This window comes from Acidovorax sp. 35-64-16 (assembly GCF_002281195.1).
GTDB classification, from domain to species: Bacteria; Pseudomonadota; Gammaproteobacteria; order Burkholderiales; family Burkholderiaceae_C; genus Acidovorax; species Acidovorax defluvii.
This window is the reverse complement of sequence record NZ_NCFM01000011.1, coordinates 36,162-54,812: the sequence shown is the minus strand read 5'-3', so window position 1 is coordinate 54,812 and position 18,651 is coordinate 36,162. Positions and strand designations below refer to the sequence as shown.

Here is an 18,651-nt window from a genome sequence, read left to right as displayed (position 1 = left end):
GGGGTCTCCGTCAAAAAAATCGATCGTGGGTTTAGCTGCGCTGGGCGAACGACCAGGCCAGCTGGGCCATGGGGCGCGCCGTATCGCCCGAGGCCTTGGCCTGCGCGCTGGAGGCTGTGCCCGCCTCCACCCGCTTGGCGATGCCCTGCAGGATGGCGGCGATGCGGAACATGTTGTAGGCCATGTAGAAGTTCCAGTCGGCGCGCAGCGCCTCGGGCGTGGTGATGCCCGTGCGCTCGCAGTACAGGCGGATGTAGCTGTCCTCGTCGGGAATGCCCAGCGCCGCTAGGTCTTGGCCCGCGATACCCCGGCCCATCGCGGCAGGGATGTGCCAGCTCATGCAGTGGTAGCTGAAATCGGCCAGGGGATGGCCCAGGGTGGACAGCTCCCAGTCGAGCACAGCAACCACGCGCGGCTCGGTCGGGTGGAACATGAGGTTATCGAGCCGGTAGTCGCCATGCACGATGGAGACCTTGCTCTCATCGCGGGCGCTGGCGGGCATGTTGGCGGGCAGCCACTGCATGAGCTTGTCCATCTCTTCGATGGGCTGGGTGATGGAGGCCACATACTGCTTGCTCCAGCGCCCGATCTGGCGATCAAAGTAGTTGCCGGGCTTGCCATAGCTTGCCAGGCCCCTGTCGGCAAACTTCACCGAGTGCAGGGCCGCAATCACGCGGTTCATTTCGTTGTAGATGGCGCCGCGCTCTGTCGGCGTCATGCCGGGCAGGGACTGGTCCCACAGCACACGGCCCTGCATGCACTCCATCACATAAAACGCGCGGCCAATCACCGATTCGTCTTCGCACAGCACATGCATGCGTGGCACTGGCACATCGGTGCCATACAGGCCGCTCATCACCGCAAACTCGCGCTCGATGGCATGGGCCGATGGCAGCAGCTTGGCCACAGGGCCGGGCTTGGCGCGCATCACATAGCTGGCGCCGGGGGTGATGAGCTTGTAGGTGGGGTTGGATTGCCCACCCTTGAACATCTGGACCGTCATGGGGCCGGTAAAGCCCTCCATGTTGCGGGTGAGCCATGCGGTCAGGGTGTCAATGTCGAATGCATGCTGCTCCGAGACCGGGCGCGTGCCAACGAAGTGATCAAAGTTGCTCATAGTTCCAAAAGGTAGTCGCACTGAGAGGGCGTGGTTGCCGCACCGCAGGCGCAAGAAAATGGGGCCTGCAGCAGCCCAGGGGCGCTGTGCTCAGGCGTCGGCTTCGGCGATCCGCATCAGCGCCTGGCGGTCGCGCACCACCAGGCCGCCCGGCTCGATGCGGATGGCATCTTCGCGTTCCATGGCCTTGAGTTCCTGGTTGACCCGTTGGCGTGATGCACCCAGCAGTTGCGCCAGTTCTTCCTGTGCCAGCTGCAGGCCAATGCGCATTTCGCTGCCGTCCGACAGGCTGGGAATGCCGTAGCTGCGCACCAGGTGTACCAGCTGCTTGGCCAGGCGTGCGCGCAGGGGCAGGGTGTTGAGGTCTTCGACCAGGCCGTAGAGTTGCCGGATGCGCCGCGCGTGCAGGCGCAGCATGGCTTCGTAGAACTCGGTGTGCGCCGCAAGAATTTTCTTGAAGTCGGCCTTGGCCACGCACAGGATGGTGGTGTCGCCATGTGCATAGGCGTCGTGCGTGCGCCGGTCGCCGTCGAAAATGGCCACGTCGCCGAACCAGATGCCCGGCTCCACATAGGTCAGCGTGATCTGCTTGCCGGAGATGGAGGTGGAGCTCACCCGCACCGCACCGCGCGCGCAGGCAATCCACTCCTCGGGCGGGTCGCCGCGGGCGGCTATGAGGCCGCCATCCTTGAAGCGTTTGACGTAGGCACATCGCAGGATGTCGTGTCGAAGGGATGGTGAGAGGGATGAAAACCAGCGACCGGAATTGATCGCTTCACGTTCTTCGATAGTAAGAATCGGGTCGTCCATGGCCTGTCTTTTGTGTGACTTGAAACAGAACCATTGTCGCGTGAGGGACGGGCACTTACTGTCAGGGTTGTCACCTGCGTGTCTGCTGCCTTTGCCCAAAGCAAAACCCCCGAAACCTTGTGGGGCGCCGGGGGTGCGTGGGTGGGAGGTGAAGTGGGCAGCTATTCGTATTGCGGGGTGTGCTTGTCCAGAAATGCCGCGATGCCCGCACCGGCATTGGCGTGGTGCAGATTTTTGACAAAGTGGTCCCGTTCGCTTGCCAGGTGTGCGGACAGGGTGTTGCGGGGCGCATCGCTCACCAGTTCCTTGATGCTGGCCAGCACGTTGGGCGCCCGCGCATTGAGCTGCTCTGCCAGCGCCAGCGCGGTCGCCAGGGCACTGCCGGGCTCGGTCACGCGGTTGACGATGCCCAGGTCGTGCAGGCGCTGGGCAGTCAACCGGTCGCCGCACATGAGGATCTCGGTGGCCAGCTGGCGCGGCAGCGCCTGCGACAGGCTCCAGCTGGCGCCGCCATCGGGCGACAGGGCCACGTTGCTGTAGGCCATCACAAACACCGCATTGCGGGCCGCCACCACCAGGTCGCATGCCAGTGCCAGCGAAAAGCCGGCGCCTGCCGCAGCGCCTTCGACTGCTGCAATCACCGGCTTGGGAAAAGTACGAATGGTCTCGATCCAGCTGTGCAGGCCTTCGATGCTTTGCGCCTGCACCTGCGGGTCGGCCTGGCGGCTGGCTTGCAGACGCAGCAGGTTGCCTCCTGAGCAAAACACGCCTGCGGCCCCGGTGATGACAACACTGCGCACCTCGGCGCTGCTCTCGGCCACGTTGAGTGCCTCGATGCCGGCGGCATACATGGCGGGGTCGATGGCGTTGCGCAGTTCCGGGTTGCTGAGCGTCAGAACCAGGGTCTGGCCCTCGCGGGCGGCTTGAAGTTGTGCGGGCATGGGGAGTTTGCAGGCGGTAGGGTTGGGTGCTTCCTCAATGCTCTTCAACGTGTGCCAGGCTCAGGCCGATGGCCCCGCGCCGGCGCAACCAGGGGCTGGGGCGGTACCGTGTGTCGCCATACACCGTTTGCATGTTGAACAGCACTTCGAGGATGTTGGTGGGGCCCCAGCGGTCACCCATGGCCAGTGGTCCGAGTGGGTAGCCCAGCCCCAGCGTGACAGCGGTTTCCAGGTCACGCGGGCTGCAGATCTGCTGCTGGCAGATGTCGCTGGCAATGTTCACGATGGTGGCCACCACGCGCTGGGTGACAAAGCCACCGCTGTCCCGGATCACGCTAACGGCCTTGCCGTCGCGGGCAAAAAGGGCGTGTGCAGCGTCCCGAATATCCACGCGCGTGGCCGGATTGGTGGCCAGCACGCGCCGCCGGGTGGCAGCATCGTCAATGAGCATGTCGATGCCGATGGTGCGGGCGGGATCGAGCCGTTCCACGACCGCGACGGTGGTGATGTCAAAACCCAGCGGTGCCACCAGCGAGATGGCAGTCTGCGACGGTGATGCGCCCGTTTCAATGGTGGCGCCCAGGTCCTTGAGCAGTTGGTAGAGCTCGGCGCGCCGCGCCGCGCGTGTTGAAACCCACACCGGTGGAATGCTGGCAACTTCGGGAACAGCGGGTTCGGCAGGAACCTGCGCCACGCCGTTTTCGTAGCGATAAAACCCTTCGCCCACCTTCTTGCCGAGTATTCCGCCCGCCAGACGCTGCGCAGTGATCACGCTGGGGCGAAAGCGCGGTTCTTCGTAATACTGGTGGTAGATCGACTCCATCACGGGGTGGGAGACATCCAGGGCCGTTAAATCCATGAGTTCGAACGGCCCCAGCTTGAAGCCCACCTGGTCGCGCAGGATGCGGTCGATGGTGGCGAAATCGGCCACGCCTTCACCGACGATGCGCAGCGCTTCGGTGCCAAATCCACGCCCCGCATGGTTGACGATGAATCCTGGGGTGTCTTGCGCCTGTACCGGTGTGTGCCCCATCTGGCGCGCATAGTGGGACAGTGACTCGCACACTGTGGGGGCCGTCTTAAGCCCGGCAATCACCTCCACCACCTTCATCAGCGGCACGGGGTTGAAGAAGTGAAAGCCCGCCAGCCGTTCGGGCCGCCGCAATGTGGCCCCGATGGCGGTCACCGCCAGTGAGGATGTATTGGTGGCCAGCACGGCGTGTGGCCCCACCACGGCCTCCAGTTGGGCAAAAAGGGCCTGTTTGGCATCCAGACGCTCCACGATGGCTTCGATGACGAGGTCACACGACGCCAGGTCGGCGATGGTGGGAACGGGCTCAAGTAGGTTGCCCCAGCCCTGGGCCTGTTCATCGGAAATGCGTCCTTTGTCTTGCAGGCGCTGCCATTGGGCCTGGATGCTGCCGCGCGCCGATGCTGCGGCGTCCGGTTGCATGTCGAGCAAGAGAACCCGACTGCCAGCCTGGGCCGCTATTTGTGCAATGCCTCGGCCCATGGCGCCCGCGCCTACGATGCCGACGATGGGAAACTGATTTTTCATGGCGGCATTATGGCGTTGGCGTTCTTTGGCACTTGTGTGCAAAAATGACCACACCAAAAAAAGAAATTTTTGTGAAATTGCGTAACGTTATTTTCGGGGCCGGGTGTTGGGTGGTCGTCGGCGGTGCTGCAGCCATTTCGCTGGGGCAAAGCCGGGGGGCCGTCATTCTTGGTGCTCCAGTCGATCTCGCCTTTGATGTGCAACCCGACGAGGGGGCAGATATTGCCTCGTCCTGTGTCACGGCAGATGTGGCGTTTGGCGACTCTCCGGTTCCCGAATCCCGGGTGCGGGTGTCTGCGTTGCCCAAGTTGCCGGGGCGCTCCCCCGCGGTGCGTGTGCAGGTGGCGGGTTCGGTGAATGAGCCCGTCATTTCTGTCAGGATGTCGGCTGGATGCTCAGGAAAAATCACCCGCAACTACACTTTTCTGGTTGATCCACCCGTTGCCTACGTGCCCGGCCACGTGGTGAACATTGACCAGTTGGCGTCGGTCCCCCCCGCATCAGGCCGCGATGCGGGCGCAGGTGCGGGGCGCCCCGCTTCGTCTCCCGCCATGCGTCGCAACGCACAAGCGCCCGCCGACCCCAGTGCACAGGCCGACGCCACAACTCCTGCCCCCCGCAAGCCACAGACCACCAAGCAGCTAGCTCGCGTTGCACCACCCCGTGCGCCTCGGGCTGTGGCCCCCAAAGCACCCGCACGCGAGGCTGCCCCTGTCAAGGTGGCGGCATCGCCCCCGGCGCCAGAGCGGTCACGGCTGGTAATGGAACCGCTGGATGCCTTGGCCGATCCGTCCGTTGCGCTGCGTCCTTCAGTCGACATGGGTGCCCTGCCGGCCCAGGCCTCGGCCTCACAACGGCTCGAAGCAGCAGCGGCCTGGAAGGCTATGAACACGGCACCCGAAGCGGCACAGCGAGACGACGAACGCGTGCGTGCGCTCGAAGCCGAGATGGCCGTCTTGCGTGCCAAATCCGCCTCCGACCAAGCCAGCTTTGCTGAATTGCAGCAGCGACTTGCCTTGATCGAGAGCCAGCGCTTTCCTGCAGGGCTTGTTTATGCGCTGCTGGCTTTGCTGGCCTTGGTATCGGGCCTGCTGGCCTGGGTATGGACCAGGGCGCGCCGCGATTCCCGGCTGGCCATACAGGCCTGGCGCGATTCGGTTGCGTTGAGTGCCAAGCACGGCGATGCCGGTCATCACGATCCCCATGATCTGGTACCCCATCCCCACGACACGTGGGGGCCGGAGGACTCTTCGCAATTTGCTGAAGATACGTATATTCACGCCGGATCGCAGCCCGTCCAGCCTGGAGACGCGCCCTCGATGGCAACGCCAGAGCGCGCGCCGCAACCCATATCGGTGGCAAAAGCCGCGCCACCCACCGAAAGCCCCTGGCACATCGTCAACCCCGAAGCCCTTTTTGATCTTCAGCAGCATGCCGAGTTCTTTGTTTCGGTAGGTCAGCACGACCAGGCCGTGGAGGTGCTCAAGAAGCACATTGCAGCCCATCGCGAAACCTCGCCATCGGCTTATCTGGAGCTTTTGCGGCTGTACCACACGCTGGGCCGCTCGGACGACTTTGCCCAGCTGCGCGAGCAGTTTTGCAGCCACTTCAATGCGCAGGTGCCTGAGTTCTCGGCGTTCAGCCGCCAGGGCCGACCTCTGGAGCATTACCTTGATGCACTGGCCGCCATCGAAGCAGAGTGGACCTCGTCCTCCGTGCTGCAGTTGCTCGAAAAGTATCTGTTCCGCAGGGCGGGGGATGCATCGGTTGCACCGTTTGATCTGGCGGCATTTGACGATCTGTTGCTGTTGCTGGCCATTGCGCAAACCACGCCGGCAAGCGCTCGTGGGGCAGCGCCTCCGCGCATGCGCACAACACCACTTGCTTCGCCGCTGGATGCTCTGGACGGCGCAGTGTCAGAGCCGTTGCACGTTAAATCGCCTTCGGCTGCGGTCCCCGTTGTCGATCTGCCCCTGGATTCGCTGACGGCCAGCCTGGAGTTTGATTTTGGTCATCATGCGCCCGCAGCGCCCGAACTTTCTAGCAACGCAGTCCTGAAGCCCGGCGCACCAACAGAGTCCCATGAGCTGGACCTGGATTTGTCCGATCCTCCGCATCTCACGCTCAGCGATCTGCCACCCGTTCCGGTCACGGTGGCGCCGCGTCCAGACCAGCCGATTGGCTTTGGCATGGCCAACGATCTGGTGGAAGTGCGCCTTGAACTCGAAGAGCTCGAACAACGCAAACCCGAACCCAAGGTGTGAACCGAACCCGGGGCGCTGCGGTGCCAGGTCGCTCTCGGTCATGCTGACGTGAGAACCACCCCCGCTACCGACGCTTGTGCGGTGTGGTGGGGGTGTTGCAGCCACCGGCAAATCCCCGGCAGCCTGGACGCTGACCCATTTACGCTGTCCCAGCGCCAGGGCGCTACGTTGTGGCCATGCGTGCCATTAGCTGGCGCGCAGCCTTTTCGGGGTTGGGTGCGTTGACCAGCGCCCGCACCACCGCGATAGAGCCCACGCCGGTGCCCAGCACTTCGCCAAACTGATCAGCGCCAATGCCTCCAATGGCCACCAGTGGATAGCCTTGCATCAGGCGCGCATAAGCCGCCAGGCGGCCTATGCCCTGGGGCGCCGTCGCCATTTTTTTGAGCGTCGTGGGAAACACCGCCCCCAAGGCGACATAGCTGGGGCCCACGGCGTCGGCGCGCACCATTTCTGCGTAGCCGTGCGTGCTCACCCCCAGCCGCAGGCCCGAGGCCTGCAGGGCTTGCAACTCGCTGGGTTGCAGGGCGTCGAGGTCTTCCTGCCCGAGGTGGACGCCATAGGCCCCGGCCTCAATGGCCTGGCGCCAATGGTCGTTGATGAACAGCAGCGCCTGCGTGCCTTGCACCGCCTGCACGGCTGCTGTCACCTCGCGCGCCACGGCGGCGCAGTCGTCTGATTTGAAACGCAGCTGCACGGTGGGTACGCCGGCCCGCGCCATGCGCCCCACCCACACCGCATCGGGCAGCACGGCATACAGGCCCAGCTGCTGCGGACAAGACGCAAAGGCGCTACGCCGTGGCGCTGGCTGCAGGCCAAAATCCTGCGGCTCATCAGGCCATGGCGTGGGCGCAAAATGGCCCATGCGCGCGCTGCGTGCCTGCCATGCGTGGGCCACGCACTCTGCATCGTGCGTAATGAACCCGAGTGCGCTGCAAGCCTGAAGCGCAGCCTGGTACACCGGATCTGGCGATGTGGGCGCTGGCGTGGGCTGCGCCGCAAAGCCGGGAAACGCGCTGGCATGGTGCTGCAGGATTTCTTGCAGCATGGCGTGGACATCACTCATGGGCGTCATTCGTGGGCGTGGTGCCAGAAGGGGGTGCCAAGCACGGGGGTGCTGGCCTGGGCGGTGTCCTGGGCTGCCATGGCGCCGGCCTTGCGGGCAGATCGCCCCGCCTGCACCGCGTCGGCAAATGCCCCGGCCATGGTGACGGGGTCTTGCGCCAGTGCAACGGCAGTGTTCAGCAGAACGCCGTCATAACCCCATTCCATGACCTGGCAGGCGTGCGAGGGCAGGCCCAGGCCTGCGTCCACCAGCAGCGGCACATCCAGGCGCTCGCGCAGCAACTGCAGCGCATAGGGGTTGACGGGGCCGCGCCCGGTACCAATGGGGGCAGCCCAGGGCATCACGGCCTGGCAGCCTACGTCCACCAGGCGCTGGCACAGCACGAGGTCTTCGGTGCAATAGGGCAGCACCTGAAAGCCGTCCTTGATGAGTTGCGCGGCAGCTTCCACCAGGTTGAGCGTGTCGGGCTGCAGCGTGTAGTCGTCGCCAATCAGCTCCAGCTTGATCCACGGGGTGTTGAACACCTCGCGCGCCATGTGCGACGTGGTGATGGCCTCTTGCACGCTGTGGCAACCGGCGGTGTTGGGCAGGATGGGCACATTCAGGCGGCGCAGCAGCTCCCAGAAGCTGTTGCCCGCCTCGACACCAAGGCTGCCCTGGCGGCGCAGTGATGCCGTGAGCATGGCCGGGCGCGCGCGCTGCACTGCGGCTTCCAGCACGCTGGGTGATGGATAGCGTGCTGTGCCCAGCAAGAGGCGGCTGGAAAAAGACTGGCCATAAAGGACCAGCATGTCGTCGGAATTGGAAGAGGTCATGGCATGCGGTGGCATCAGCCACCCGTCACAGGAGAGATGATTTCCACCCGGTCGCCGGCCTGCAGCAGCTGATCGGCGTAGTGGGTGTTGGGCACAAAAACGGTATTGACCGCTACCGCGAAGGGCGGACGCGCCGCCACGGCGGCAATGGCATCGGCCAGCGTGGCGCTGTCGGGCAGTTCGTGGGATGTCTGATTGATCAGAATGTTCATGGCAACGCGCGGCTGTCGTCTCCGGTGGGCAAGGCAAGATCAAAGCGGGATGCCAGCGGCGACTGGCCCGTGGCCATGAGCTCCAGCACCACGTCGAGCATCGCCGGGGCGATCATGAAACCATGGCGGTATAGGCCGTTCACTTCCAGCACCCGGGGTTGCGATTGGCGCACGGCGGGCAGATTGTCGGGCAATGTGGGGCGGCACTGGGTGGCGATTTCCACAATGCGGGCCTCCGCAAAGCCGCTGTGCACGGCATAGGCGGCGCTCAGCAGCTCCAGGGTGGACCGCACGCTGGCTGGTGACAGGTCGTCGGATTCGATTTCCGTGGCGCCAATCACAAACAGATGATCTTCCTTGGGCGCAATGTAGATGGGGTAGCGCGGGTGCACCACCCGGGTGGGGCGCCGCAGCGTGACTTCGGGCGCGTGCAGGCGCACCACTTCGCCCCGCACGCCGCGCAAGGCACGCCATTGGCCGCGCGCACCCAGACCGCGGCAGTCGAGCAGCCAGTCGGCCTGCCCGGGTGTGCCGGGCGAAAACTCGCCAGGGTCGCGCGGGGTGTGCCAGTGGCAGCGCACCTGCAGGCGATCCATCTCGTGGGCCAGGGCGGCCAGCAACTGACGGTTGTCCAGCTGGCCTTCACCGGGCAGATAAAGCCCTTGCGAAAAGCGGTGCGCCAGCGTGGGCTCGGCGGCAGCCACGCCGGCGCTGTCGAGCACCTGCATTGCGGGCAGATCGGGAATGGTGGTCTGGGTGGTTTCCAGCAGGCGCTGCAGCCGCTGCGCCTCGGCAGAGTCCTGGCGGTGCCAGACGATCAGCGTGCCTTCTTGCTGAAAGAACACCGGCTGTTCCAGCGCCGCCAGCATCTGGGGCCAGCGCGTGAGGGAGTATTGGCCCATGCGCACTACCCCCGGTTCGGTCACGGCCGACTCAGCCAGTGGGGCCACCATGGCGGCCGCAATGGGCGCTGCGGCATGCTCGGCGGCCGGGCCGCCGCTGTCGAAAACCTCAACAGAGTGGCCTTGGCGGGCCAGTTCAACAGCCAGAAGCCGGCCCATGAGGCCGGCACCCAGAATGACAATGGAGGAAGGTTGGAGTTTCATGCGTCCTTCTGTAGGCAACAGGAGGACAAAACGGGGCTGTGCCGTTACTGGAAACTCCCCACGCCAGCATGACCTGGATCGGGTAGCGGAGCCCAGCGCCAAGAGGTGCTGTGAGAACTTGTCGTTTCGTGGCTCCAGGGTCTTTCTCAGTCGCGCGCCATATTGGCGGGACACCCCTGTTTCGTCCGTAAGCCGGAATTACAGCATATCCCTCTGCGCCCCGAATTGACCTGGCGCATAGGCCATAATTTTTGCCATGACAACTCCAACAAGCTCCGCTACGCTGCGGCCGCGCTACGTGCGCGTGCTGTCCATCGCCGGCTCCGACAGCGGCGGCGGCGCAGGCATTCAGGCCGACCTCAAAACCTTCAGCGCGCTGGGCTGCTACGGCATGACCGCCATCACCGCCATCACCGCGCAAAACACGCTGGGCGTGACGGGCATCCATGGTGTGCCGCCCGACATGCTGCGCGCGCAGATCGATGCCGTGGCGCAGGACATCGGCGTGGACGCAGTCAAGATCGGCATGCTGGCTTCACCCGAGGTGGTGCGGGTGGTGGCGCAGGCCATCCGCACCCACCGCCTTCCCCATGTGGTGCTCGACCCGGTGATGGTGGCCACCAGCGGCGACCGCCTGATCGCCAGCGAAACCGTGCAGGTGTTGGTGGACGAGCTATTTCCGCTGGCCGAAGTGGTCACACCCAATCTCGACGAAGCTGCGTTGCTGCTGGGCCGCGAGATCGAAGGCATTGATGCCCTTGACGACGCGGCGCGGGACCTGTTGGCCCTGGGCGCGCCTGCCGTGCTGCTCAAGGGCGGGCACCTGAAAGGCGAGCGCGTGGTGGACCTGCTGGCCACGCGGGCAGGCCTGCGCAAGCGCCTCGAAAGCGCGCGCATTTCCACGCACAACGGCCATGGCACGGGCTGCACGCTGTCGTCGGCCATCGCCGCATTTTTGGCGCAGGGTCTCCCACTGCCGCAGGCCGTGGAAAAAGCCCGTGCCTACATCCTGGGCGCCATTGCTGCCGGTGCCGATGTGCATACCGGCCAGGGCCACGGGCCACTAAATCATGGTTATGCGCCCATAGTGCAGCGGGTGCTGCAAGATTGAGTTCGAGTCCTGCGTGGCCCGTTAAGAGCTGAAGCGCTAAAGAGGTCCTCAAACCACCTGCGCGAAATTGCTGCGCAAGTAGGCAATGATTTTTTCGGAGTCGTAGAGCCAAAGGCTGTTGCCAGCTTCGTCCGTGATCTTCAGGCAGGGTGCCTTGGTGTGGCCACCTTGCTGCGTCAATTCGGCTCTGGCGGGACCTTCCGGCTGAGCGTCCACCTGGGTGATTTTCAGGGACAGGCGACGCATTTCCTGGCGCACCTTGATGCAAAAAGGGCAGGTCTTGTATTGGTACAGGGCGAGTGCGCGGCACGATTGGTCCACCGAATCTTGTCCGGCAGTGGAACGCACTATGCCCTGGGGACGCGTCAAGGCCTCCTTGAGCAGCATCACGGGGCCCAGAACAATGCGCAGGGTCTTGAAAAAGAATCGAACAAAATATTTCATGGGCCATTTTAGGCAAGCAGAGCGCTGTCCCTTTGTGGGCAGACCATGGGCTGCCCTTGCGCGAAATCGTTCAGCGGCGTGGGCGGGTTGCGAATGCCAGCACAAAACACAGCACCAGCGTGGGCAGAGCGGCACCGAGCAACGTGGAGACCATGGGCATCAGGTGGTAGAAAGCAATGCCTGCCAGCCAGATGGCAACCGGCACAGGGTTGACTTTGCGCGCCTGCGCCAGCAATGCGGGCGCATTGGTGCCAAAAGCCAGGCGCCCCAGGATGACGCCGAACAAGGGCACAAATACCGAGCTCAGCAGCAGCAAAAACGGCTCCAGGCTGTGCATGGGCAGCACCAGCGCCAGCGCGGTGCACAACGCTGTCATGGCCAGGCCCCAGCGGCGCACGCTCCAGCGTGGCAGCAGGCTGTGGGCCGATACGGCGCCCGAATAGGTGTCGCCATAGGCGTTGTCCACCTCGTCAATCAGGATCAGCGATAGCGCAATCAACCCGCCCTGGGCCAGCAGCAAGGCCTGCACCAGATCCTTGCTGGGCAAGGTCAGTGCCACCAGTACACCCAGCGCATAGCACCACAGGTTGGCCAGCGCATAGCCCAGCCAGGTGCCGCGCAAGGCCGCGCCGCCGTTTTTGCCGTGGCGGGCGTAATCGGCCACCAGGGGCAGCCACGAGATCGGCATGGCAATCACCAGATCCAGCGCGGGCAGTACGCCCATGCCGCCTTCGCCTTTGCGGTTCCACAGCGCTTCAAAACCCTGGGCCTGCGCCAGCGACAAAAATTGCCAGCTCAGCCACAGAAGCGACACCACCACCAGCGGCAGCGCCACGCGCGCAATCACCTTGCGCACCAGCTGCACCATCGAGCCGCTGATGAGCAGCATCACCACGCCGCCCCACAGCAGCGTGGCCAGCACTGGCCAGTGCGCGCCTGCCATGGTGGCCGATTGCTGACCGATGGCTACCGTGGCATCGCGCATCACCACCAGCTCAAACGTGCCCCAGCCCACCAGCTGCACGATGTTCAGGATGATGGGAAGCCCCGCAAAGGTGCGGCCATACACCGCATGCATCAGGCCCGCACTGGCCAGCCCGCTGTCGCAGCCCAGCTTGGCCACCCAGCCCAGCAGGCCGGCACCCAGGATGGAGCCCGCCGCGATGGCCCACAGGGCCTCTTGGGTGCCCAGCGCGGGCATCAGGTACGCGCCCACTTGCATCACCAGCAGGCCAACGCCCAGGCTGAACCACAGCGACGCGTGGTCATGCCAGGCAAAGACGCGCCGCTCGCTCGAAACGGGTGTCAGCGCCTCGTTGGCAGATGGGGTGTGGGTGCTCATGCGGGTTCCTTGGCAGTGCGGTGCGTTGCAGCGCAAGGAAGACCCGGGCCAAGCGCGGTCAAGGGCGTGGAATGGCGGACGGGCTTCCCTGCGCGAGGATGATCTCAGTCAGGTTCAAAGGGACTCTCTCAGCCCGTGCAGCGTTGGCGCTGCGGGGCACCCCTAGCGGTGCAGCGCCTTGCGGCGGTGCGGGGCGGATTCTAGCGGGGTGGGGCAGGGCGCAGGCTGGAGTGCAGGGAGACTATCCAGAAATCTCGGTTCCCGAGGCGAACTCATCCGGCCTGCAGAAGGCGCTGCTATCAGGGTCGCGCCCCATCTGCCTGGCGGTGCGGAGTCCGAAAGAGACCCCTTCGAGCCAGAAAACCTCAGGCTGCGTCCGACCGCCGGTCCTGCTCTCTTGCCTGGTAAAAACGACTCTTTTGTGCGTACATCTCCTGATCCGCGCGATGCACCACGGCTTCCATGAACGCTCCTTCCTGAGCGCACGCAGATCCCATGGAAACCTGGATGGTGTGCCCGGGATAGAACTGGTTGTTCAACTCCAGAAGAGACAAAATTCGCTCTTGCATCGCCTGGGCGCCGCGCTCATCCGTTGCGGGTAGCAGCACCATGAATTCATCGCCGCCGATCCGGGCTGCGCAAGCCGGCGCATCCACCGCCTTGGCAAGCACCTCGCCCACGCGGCGCAGCATGGCATCCCCTGCGGCATGGCCGTGCTCGTCATTGACGGTCTTGAGGCCATTCATGTCGATGGCGATCACTGAAAGGGGCCATGGCCCCTTGCGCGACAGGCGGTTCAGCTCTTCCATATAGAAAGCGCGGTTGCGCAACTGGGTCAGCACATCATGCTTGCCCAGGTATTCCAGATAGGCCTCGGCTTTCTTGCGCGCGGTGATGTCCACCAGGGACAGCAGAACCAATCCCCAGTTCTCGGCATGGCTGCTCATGACGGCGAACTCCAGGTGGATGTGCAGTACGTCACCCGAGAGGGCATAGTTCACCACTTCGCGCTGCTGCACCAGCTTGCCTTCCCACAAGTCCTGCAACTGCTCGGCAAAGGATTCGTACATTTCCCCCCGAAAAACCCGTGAGAGGTTCTGCAGCAGTTCTGGCTTGCCGCTTGCGCCAAACATCTCCAAGGTGCGGCGATTGACGTCGATCACGCGGATTTCCTGCATGCAGCGCGTGACGAATTCCGGATGCACTTTCAGAAAGGTTCTGAAGTCGCGGATGCCCCGGGTGCGCACTTCATCGAGCAGTCGCTTCACCTCGCTGAAGTCTTCTACCCAAAGCGATACGGGCGAGTGTTCGAACAGGTCCCGGGTATATCGCTCGCTGCGCTGCAGCTGTTCCGTGCCCCGAACCTCGGTTGTCACATCCTCCAGTGACACCAACACCCGGCTCCAGCTGTCCTCATAGCCGGGAAGCACCCGGGCGCGGACCTGAACATCCAGCCGTCGCCCGTCCAGGGCATAGTTCACTGACCGGGTCTCGAAACCCTGCTGGCCTTCCCACAGCGCAAGTAGCTCTGCCACGATGCTGTCGAGCATGTCCCCACGGAAAACCTCATGCAGCCGACTCTGCAGGGTTTGCTGATCCGCAGCCTTGAACAAGTCGAGGGTGTACTGATTGACCTGCACCACCTTGTAGGACTGGCTGCAGCGTTGCAGCCGCTGCGGATTTTCTTGCAAGAAGGCGAGCAGATCGGTGACGCCGTCCGCACGCCACTGGTCAAACAATTGTTTCAGCCCGCTGTAATCTTCCATCCACAGCGATACAGGGGCAAGGTTGAACATGTCTTCAAAGTCGAGACCTGTTGCAAGAGATTGGGTTAGCACTGACACCTCCAGCGGGCATTATTGCCTACGCCAGTCCCGCAAAATGCGCTCTCTCAACGGGTCACAGGAGATCGAGGCAGCTTCAGCAGCATCGGAGTGATCCGCTGGGTTAGTTCGCCTTGACTCCGAGCAGCTTTTGCAACTTCTCGCTGCTGGTCGTGTACTCCAGCGGCAGCTTGTGCCCCGCCAGCCACTCGGCCGCGCCAAAGGCGGCGAGCGCGGCTTCGTGGAAGCCGCTCAGAATGAGCTTGCGCTTGCCGGGGTAGGTGATGGCGTCGCCCACGGCGTGGATGCCGGGCACGCTGGTGGAGAAGGTGGCGGGGTTGACCACGAGCTGCTTGCGCTCTAGCTGCAGGCCCCATTCGGTGATAGGGCCCAGGCGCGGCACCAGGCCCAGGCGCACCAGCAGCAGGTCGAGCGGCAGGCGCAGCGGCTGGCCCTCGGGCGTGGTCAGCTCCAGCGCGGCCAGGCGCCCCTGTTCTTCGACGATGCCGCTGGCCACGCCGATGGCAACCTCGATGCGGCCCGAGGTGCGCAGGGCTTGCAGTTGCTCCAGCAGTGTGGGCGGGGCGTCGAACACGTCGCGACGGTGCTGCAGGGTGGTGTGTGCGGGGCGCTGCGCCTCGGGGGCGGTGGCGCAGTCAATGGCCTGCTGCACGGCGGGTTCGTCGCCGCCGTGCACCACCACGCGCTGGCCGGCGAGGTTGGTGCTGTCGTCCAGGCGGTAGCGCAGCTGGGTGCCTTCGTAAGCCTCCAGGCCAGGCAGCTTGAGGGCGCGTGGCATGAAGGCACCTACGCCGGCGGCGATGAACACAGTGCGCGCCAACAACCGGGTGCCCTGCGCGGTGCCAACGAGGAAGCCGCCGCCTGGTTGGGTCTGCACGGTGTTCACCTGCTGGCCCAGGTGGAACGTGGGGCCAAAGGGCTTGATCTGCGCGCACAGCCGCTGCACCAGTTCGTGCCCGGTGCAGGCCTCAATGGCGGGAATGTCGTAGATGGGTTTGTCGCCGTACAGCTCGGCGCACTGGCCGCCGGGGTGGGGCAGGGCGTCGATGACGTGGGCGCGCAGGCCGTGCAGGCCCAACTGGAACACCTGGAACAGGCCGACAGGCCCCGCACCGATGACGACGGCGTCAGCGGCGGTGGGGGCCAGGAGGGCAGTGGCGGTGTTCACGGGATGGGGCGCGGGTGTGGGGCTGCGCAGTGCAGGCCCGGGAGGGGCGCCTCGCGCGCAATTAGCGGATCAGGTCCTTGACCTTGCCTGGCTTGCCGTTCCACTCGTCGGCGTCGGGCAGGGCGGGCTTGCGCTTGGTAATGCTCTTCCAGCCGTCAGCAAAAGACAGGTCGGCGTTGAGCTTGATGAACGCGAGCTGGTCTGCCGGCAGGTCTTCTTCGGCAAAGATGGCGTTGGCCGGGCACTCGGGGATGCACACGGCGCAGTCAATGCACTCGTCGGGATCGATGACGAGCATGTTCGGGCCTTCGCGGAAGCAGTCCACGGGGCACACGTCCACACAATCGGTGTACTTGCACTTGATGCAGTTTTCGGAAACGACGTGGGTCATGGCAGGAATTGTGTGGGTCGGTGAAAACCCTTGATTTTAGAAGCTTTCACCGACGAGATTAAAGGGGCCTTGCGGTCAGTGTGGGTTCAGGGGATTGATGCAGGTCAGTTGACCAGCACGGCCCCAGCGGTTTTGTGGCTGGCAGTGTCCACCAATATCAGTGATCCGAGCACGCGCGCTGTGCCAAATGCAGCTGCGGGAATGGCCTCTTGCAGCAGCAGATCCACATGGCCGATGGCATTGGGATCGAGTTGCGTGGCGGGCTCTTCGGCCAGCGTGTTGATGTTGAGCCGGTGCACCACGGCTTTCACCTTGGCCTTGACCCAGCGGTGGCCATGCAGCGCCCAGTAAACACGGCCCGCCACCAGGGGCTCGTCGTCCATCCAGGCCACGGTGGTGCGCAGCTCGCGGCGGGCGGGCCAGGCGGGCACAGCGGCGGGCGTGTCGAAATCGTCTTCGGCCGGGGCTGCCTCGGTGGGCGCAGCCACGATCCAGTCGCCGCGCGATACATCGACTTCGCGGTCGAGGATGATGCCGGCGCTCGTGCCCGCGGGCACCTTGCCTGGGCGGCGGGCATGGTCCAGCACCTGGGCCACGGTGGCCAGCTGGCCGCTCGGGAAAATCTGCACCGGGGTACCGGGCGCGACGTTGCCCGCAGCCACGCGGCCCCAGAACACGCGGCGGCCTTGCGAGGTGTCCGACGACGATGACGAGGATTTTTCAACCCATTGCACCGGGAAGGCCAGGGCCAGCGCCGTGTCGGCGGGCGTGTTGGGCAGCGCTTCGAGCACCTGCAGCAGCGTGGGGCCCTGGTAGCCGCACCAGCCTGCGTTGGCGTCCACCACGTTCCAGCCCTTGAGGGCCGACACGGGCACCATGGCGTGCACCGCAATGCCGGCGGCCTGGGCAAACGCGGCCAGTGCGCCCTGGATGTGCTTCCACGCCAGGGCGGGGTCGGCCACCGCGTCGAGCTTGTTCACGGCAAACACCAGCGCGTTTACGCGCAGCAGGTGGGCCAGCAGGCTGTGGCGGCGGGTTTGCGGCAGCAGGGCCAGCTGCGGGTTTTGCCAGTCGAGCTTGGTGGCATCGACCAGCACCACGGCGGCGTCGGCGCTGCTGGCGGCGGTGACCATGTTGCGGGTGTACTGCTCGTGGCCCGGCGCGTCGCCAATGATGAACTTGCGCGTTTCGGTGGCGAAGTAGCGGTAGGCCACGTCGATGGTGATGCCTTGCTCGCGCTCGGCGGACAGGCCATCGGTCAGCAGGGCCAGGTCGGTCTCGCCGCCGCGCTGCACGCCGGCCAGGTGGTCCTGCAGCACCGCCTTGGTGTCCACCAGCAGGCGGCCAATCAGCGTGCTCTTGCCGTCGTCCACGCTGCCGCAGGTGATGAACTTGAGCGCGGAGATATGGTCATTTTGGGCTGCAGCGCTTTCTGGATAAGCGCTTGCAGCTATTGAATTGATAGTATTTGTCATTAGAAGTACCCGTCTTTCTTGCGCTTTTCCATCGAGGCGTCGGAGGTCTTGTCGTCCATGCGGGTGGCGCCGCGCTCGCTCACGTCGGCGGCCAGGGTCTCGATGACGATGTCGGCAGCCGTGGCGGCCGGGCTTTCCACCGGGCAGGTGCAGGTGATGTCGCCCACGGTGCGAAAGCGCACCTGGCGGGTCTCTACCGTTTCGCCTTCGCGCGGCGGGGTCAGCTCGGTCACGGGCACCAGCAGGCCCTTGCGTTCGACCACCTGGCGCTGGTGGGTGTAATACAGCGAGGGCAGCGCGATGGCCTCGCGGTCGATGTACTGCCACACATCGAGCTCGGTCCAGTTGCTGATGGGGAACACGCGAAAGTGCTCACCGGGCTGCAGGCGGGTGTTGAACAGCGTCCACAACTCGGGGCGCTGGGCTTTGGGCTGCCACTGGCCAAAGCTGTCGCGGTGGCTGAAGATGCGCTCCTTGGCGCGGGCCTTTTCCTCGTCGCGGCGGGCGCCGCCGATCAGCGCGTCAAAGCGGAACTCTTCAATCGCTTCGAGCAGCGTGACCGACTGGTGCACGTTGCGCGACTCGCCCGGGTGCGCCAGGCGCACGGTGCCGCGCGCCATCGAATCCTCGACGCTGCGCACGATGAGTTCGGCGCCCAGTTCCTTGGCGCGGAAGTCGCGAAAGTCCGTCACCTCGGGGAAGTTGTGGCCCGTGTCGATCATCAGCAGCGGGTACGGAATGCCGCCGCCGCTGGCCTTGGTGCCAAAGGCCTTTTCGGCGCACTTGAGCATGACCAGCGAATCCTTGCCGCCCGAGAACAGCAGGGCGGGGCGTTCGAAAGCGGCGGCCACCTCGCGCAGGATGAAGATGGTTTCTTCTTCCAGCGCGTCGAGGTGGCGGTTGCTGAGGTGGCTCAGCGTGGAGGTGTCGATGCGGGCGTTCATGGGTGAATGTGCTCAGTGGTTCGGTTCAATGTCCGGGACGTAT

The 18,651-nt window shown here is 64.6% G+C and carries 17 protein-coding genes and 1 riboswitch; of the genes, 2 read left to right on the top strand and 15 right to left on the bottom strand.

Annotated elements, in window-relative coordinates; all coding sequences use genetic code 11:
• Positions 1-31: 31 nt before the first annotated feature.
• The 4 genes from B7Y64_RS09615 to B7Y64_RS09600 all read right to left on the bottom strand — a co-directional run bounded on the left by B7Y64_RS09615 (position 32) and on the right by B7Y64_RS09600 (position 4,426).
• Complete coding sequence (locus B7Y64_RS09615) at positions 32-1,117, bottom strand: phosphotransferase (RefSeq protein ID WP_291327126.1); 1,086 nt, start codon at positions 1,115-1,117, stop codon at positions 32-34.
• 90 nt (positions 1,118-1,207) lie between these two features.
• Positions 1,208-1,927 (bottom strand): Crp/Fnr family transcriptional regulator, encoded by a 720-nt coding sequence (locus B7Y64_RS09610; protein ID WP_024815278.1) that lies wholly within the window; start codon positions 1,925-1,927, stop codon positions 1,208-1,210.
• 161 nt (positions 1,928-2,088) lie between these two features.
• Positions 2,089-2,868, bottom strand: a complete 780-nt coding sequence (locus B7Y64_RS09605) for an oxepin-CoA hydrolase, alternative type (RefSeq protein WP_291327124.1) — start codon at positions 2,866-2,868, stop codon at positions 2,089-2,091.
• A gap of 34 nt (positions 2,869-2,902) precedes the next feature.
• Positions 2,903-4,426 carry a 3-hydroxyacyl-CoA dehydrogenase gene (locus B7Y64_RS09600; RefSeq protein ID WP_291327122.1) on the bottom strand — a complete coding sequence of 508 codons (1,524 nt, stop codon included), beginning with the start codon at positions 4,424-4,426 and terminating at the stop codon, positions 2,903-2,905.
• A 71-nt stretch (positions 4,427-4,497) separates the two neighbouring features.
• Between B7Y64_RS09600 and B7Y64_RS09595 the strand changes: the two genes are divergently transcribed.
• On the top strand, positions 4,498-6,690 hold the full coding sequence (locus B7Y64_RS09595) for a hypothetical protein (RefSeq protein WP_291328734.1): 2,193 nt from the start codon (positions 4,498-4,500) through the stop codon (positions 6,688-6,690).
• A 163-nt stretch (positions 6,691-6,853) separates the two neighbouring features.
• On the opposite strand, the gene B7Y64_RS09590 is transcribed toward B7Y64_RS09595, so the two are convergent.
• From B7Y64_RS09590 to B7Y64_RS09575, 4 genes are read right to left on the bottom strand one after another with little or no spacing between them, the layout of a single operon-like run.
• Positions 6,854-7,756 carry a thiamine phosphate synthase gene (locus B7Y64_RS09590; protein WP_291325458.1) on the bottom strand — a complete coding sequence of 301 codons (903 nt, stop codon included), beginning with the start codon at positions 7,754-7,756 and terminating at the stop codon, positions 6,854-6,856.
• A gap of 5 nt (positions 7,757-7,761) precedes the next feature.
• A complete protein-coding gene (locus B7Y64_RS09585; protein ID WP_291325456.1) occupies positions 7,762-8,571 on the bottom strand; it encodes a thiazole synthase in 810 nt (269 codons plus the stop codon).
• 14 nt (positions 8,572-8,585) lie between these two features.
• Complete coding sequence (thiS, locus tag B7Y64_RS09580; RefSeq protein ID WP_291325454.1) at positions 8,586-8,783, bottom strand: sulfur carrier protein ThiS; 198 nt, start codon at positions 8,781-8,783, stop codon at positions 8,586-8,588.
• Complete coding sequence (locus B7Y64_RS09575) at positions 8,780-9,889, bottom strand: FAD-dependent oxidoreductase (RefSeq protein WP_291328732.1); 1,110 nt, start codon at positions 9,887-9,889, stop codon at positions 8,780-8,782. Before B7Y64_RS09575 ends, thiS begins: the two co-directional genes overlap by 4 nt.
• 256 nt (positions 9,890-10,145) lie before the next feature.
• Between B7Y64_RS09575 and thiD the strand changes: the two genes are divergently transcribed.
• Positions 10,146-11,000, top strand: a complete 855-nt coding sequence (gene thiD, locus B7Y64_RS09570; protein ID WP_291324641.1) for a bifunctional hydroxymethylpyrimidine kinase/phosphomethylpyrimidine kinase — start codon at positions 10,146-10,148, stop codon at positions 10,998-11,000.
• 48 nt (positions 11,001-11,048) lie between these two features.
• Here thiD and B7Y64_RS09565 read toward each other — a convergent pair whose 3' ends face one another.
• The 7 genes from B7Y64_RS09565 to cysD form a co-directional block, all read right to left on the bottom strand.
• Positions 11,049-11,444: a glutathione S-transferase N-terminal domain-containing protein gene (locus B7Y64_RS09565; RefSeq protein WP_291324640.1), complete on the bottom strand. Its 396-nt coding sequence runs from the start codon at positions 11,442-11,444 to the stop codon at positions 11,049-11,051.
• Between the two features lie 70 nt (positions 11,445-11,514).
• On the bottom strand, positions 11,515-12,786 hold the full coding sequence (locus B7Y64_RS09560) for a cytosine permease (RefSeq protein WP_291324639.1): 1,272 nt from the start codon (positions 12,784-12,786) through the stop codon (positions 11,515-11,517).
• A 68-nt stretch (positions 12,787-12,854) separates the two neighbouring features.
• A riboswitch (TPP riboswitch) is annotated at positions 12,855-12,960 on the bottom strand.
• Between the two features lie 191 nt (positions 12,961-13,151).
• Positions 13,152-14,582, bottom strand: a complete 1,431-nt coding sequence (locus B7Y64_RS09555; protein WP_291324643.1) for a GGDEF domain-containing protein — start codon at positions 14,580-14,582, stop codon at positions 13,152-13,154.
• A gap of 151 nt (positions 14,583-14,733) precedes the next feature.
• Positions 14,734-15,798 (bottom strand): NAD(P)/FAD-dependent oxidoreductase, encoded by a 1,065-nt coding sequence (locus B7Y64_RS09550; protein WP_291324638.1) that lies wholly within the window; start codon positions 15,796-15,798, stop codon positions 14,734-14,736.
• Positions 15,799-15,859: 61 nt separating this feature from the next.
• Positions 15,860-16,189: a ferredoxin FdxA gene (gene fdxA, locus B7Y64_RS09545; RefSeq protein ID WP_024815265.1), complete on the bottom strand. Its 330-nt coding sequence runs from the start codon at positions 16,187-16,189 to the stop codon at positions 15,860-15,862.
• A gap of 104 nt (positions 16,190-16,293) precedes the next feature.
• Positions 16,294-17,664 (bottom strand): GTP-binding protein, encoded by a 1,371-nt coding sequence (locus B7Y64_RS09540; protein WP_291324637.1) that lies wholly within the window; start codon positions 17,662-17,664, stop codon positions 16,294-16,296.
• Complete coding sequence (cysD, locus tag B7Y64_RS09535) at positions 17,664-18,608, bottom strand: sulfate adenylyltransferase subunit CysD (protein ID WP_291324636.1); 945 nt, start codon at positions 18,606-18,608, stop codon at positions 17,664-17,666. The genes B7Y64_RS09540 and cysD overlap by 1 nt, the downstream gene beginning before the upstream one ends.
• Positions 18,609-18,651 lie beyond the last annotated feature (43 nt).

Bases quoted from the DNA above. Each gene is read 5' to 3' on its own strand.
- B7Y64_RS09610 (WP_024815278.1), bottom strand. From the start codon at position 1,927: ATGGACGACCCGATTCTTACTATCGAAGAACGTGAAGCGATCAATTCC.
- B7Y64_RS09575 (WP_291328732.1), bottom strand. From the start codon at position 9,889: ATGAAACTCCAACCTTCCTCCATTGTCATTCTGGGTGCCGGCCTCATG.
- thiD (WP_291324641.1), top strand. From the start codon at position 10,146: ATGACAACTCCAACAAGCTCCGCTACGCTGCGGCCGCGCTACGTGCGC.
- fdxA (WP_024815265.1), bottom strand. From the start codon at position 16,189: ATGACCCACGTCGTTTCCGAAAACTGCATCAAGTGCAAGTACACCGAT.
- B7Y64_RS09600 (WP_291327122.1), bottom strand. From the start codon at position 4,426: ATGAAAAATCAGTTTCCCATCGTCGGCATCGTAGGCGCGGGCGCCATG.
- B7Y64_RS09560 (WP_291324639.1), bottom strand. From the start codon at position 12,786: ATGAGCACCCACACCCCATCTGCCAACGAGGCGCTGACACCCGTTTCG.
- B7Y64_RS09615 (WP_291327126.1), bottom strand. From the start codon at position 1,117: ATGAGCAACTTTGATCACTTCGTTGGCACGCGCCCGGTCTCGGAGCAG.
- B7Y64_RS09590 (WP_291325458.1), bottom strand. From the start codon at position 7,756: ATGAGTGATGTCCACGCCATGCTGCAAGAAATCCTGCAGCACCATGCC.
- B7Y64_RS09555 (WP_291324643.1), bottom strand. From the start codon at position 14,582: ATGTTCAACCTTGCCCCTGTATCGCTGTGGATGGAAGATTACAGCGGG.
- cysD (WP_291324636.1), bottom strand. From the start codon at position 18,608: ATGAACGCCCGCATCGACACCTCCACGCTGAGCCACCTCAGCAACCGC.
- B7Y64_RS09605 (WP_291327124.1), bottom strand. From the start codon at position 2,868: ATGCCCGCACAACTTCAAGCCGCCCGCGAGGGCCAGACCCTGGTTCTG.
- B7Y64_RS09585 (WP_291325456.1), bottom strand. From the start codon at position 8,571: ATGACCTCTTCCAATTCCGACGACATGCTGGTCCTTTATGGCCAGTCT.
- thiS (WP_291325454.1), bottom strand. From the start codon at position 8,783: ATGAACATTCTGATCAATCAGACATCCCACGAACTGCCCGACAGCGCC.
- B7Y64_RS09540 (WP_291324637.1), bottom strand. From the start codon at position 17,664: ATGACAAATACTATCAATTCAATAGCTGCAAGCGCTTATCCAGAAAGC.
- B7Y64_RS09565 (WP_291324640.1), bottom strand. From the start codon at position 11,444: ATGAAATATTTTGTTCGATTCTTTTTCAAGACCCTGCGCATTGTTCTG.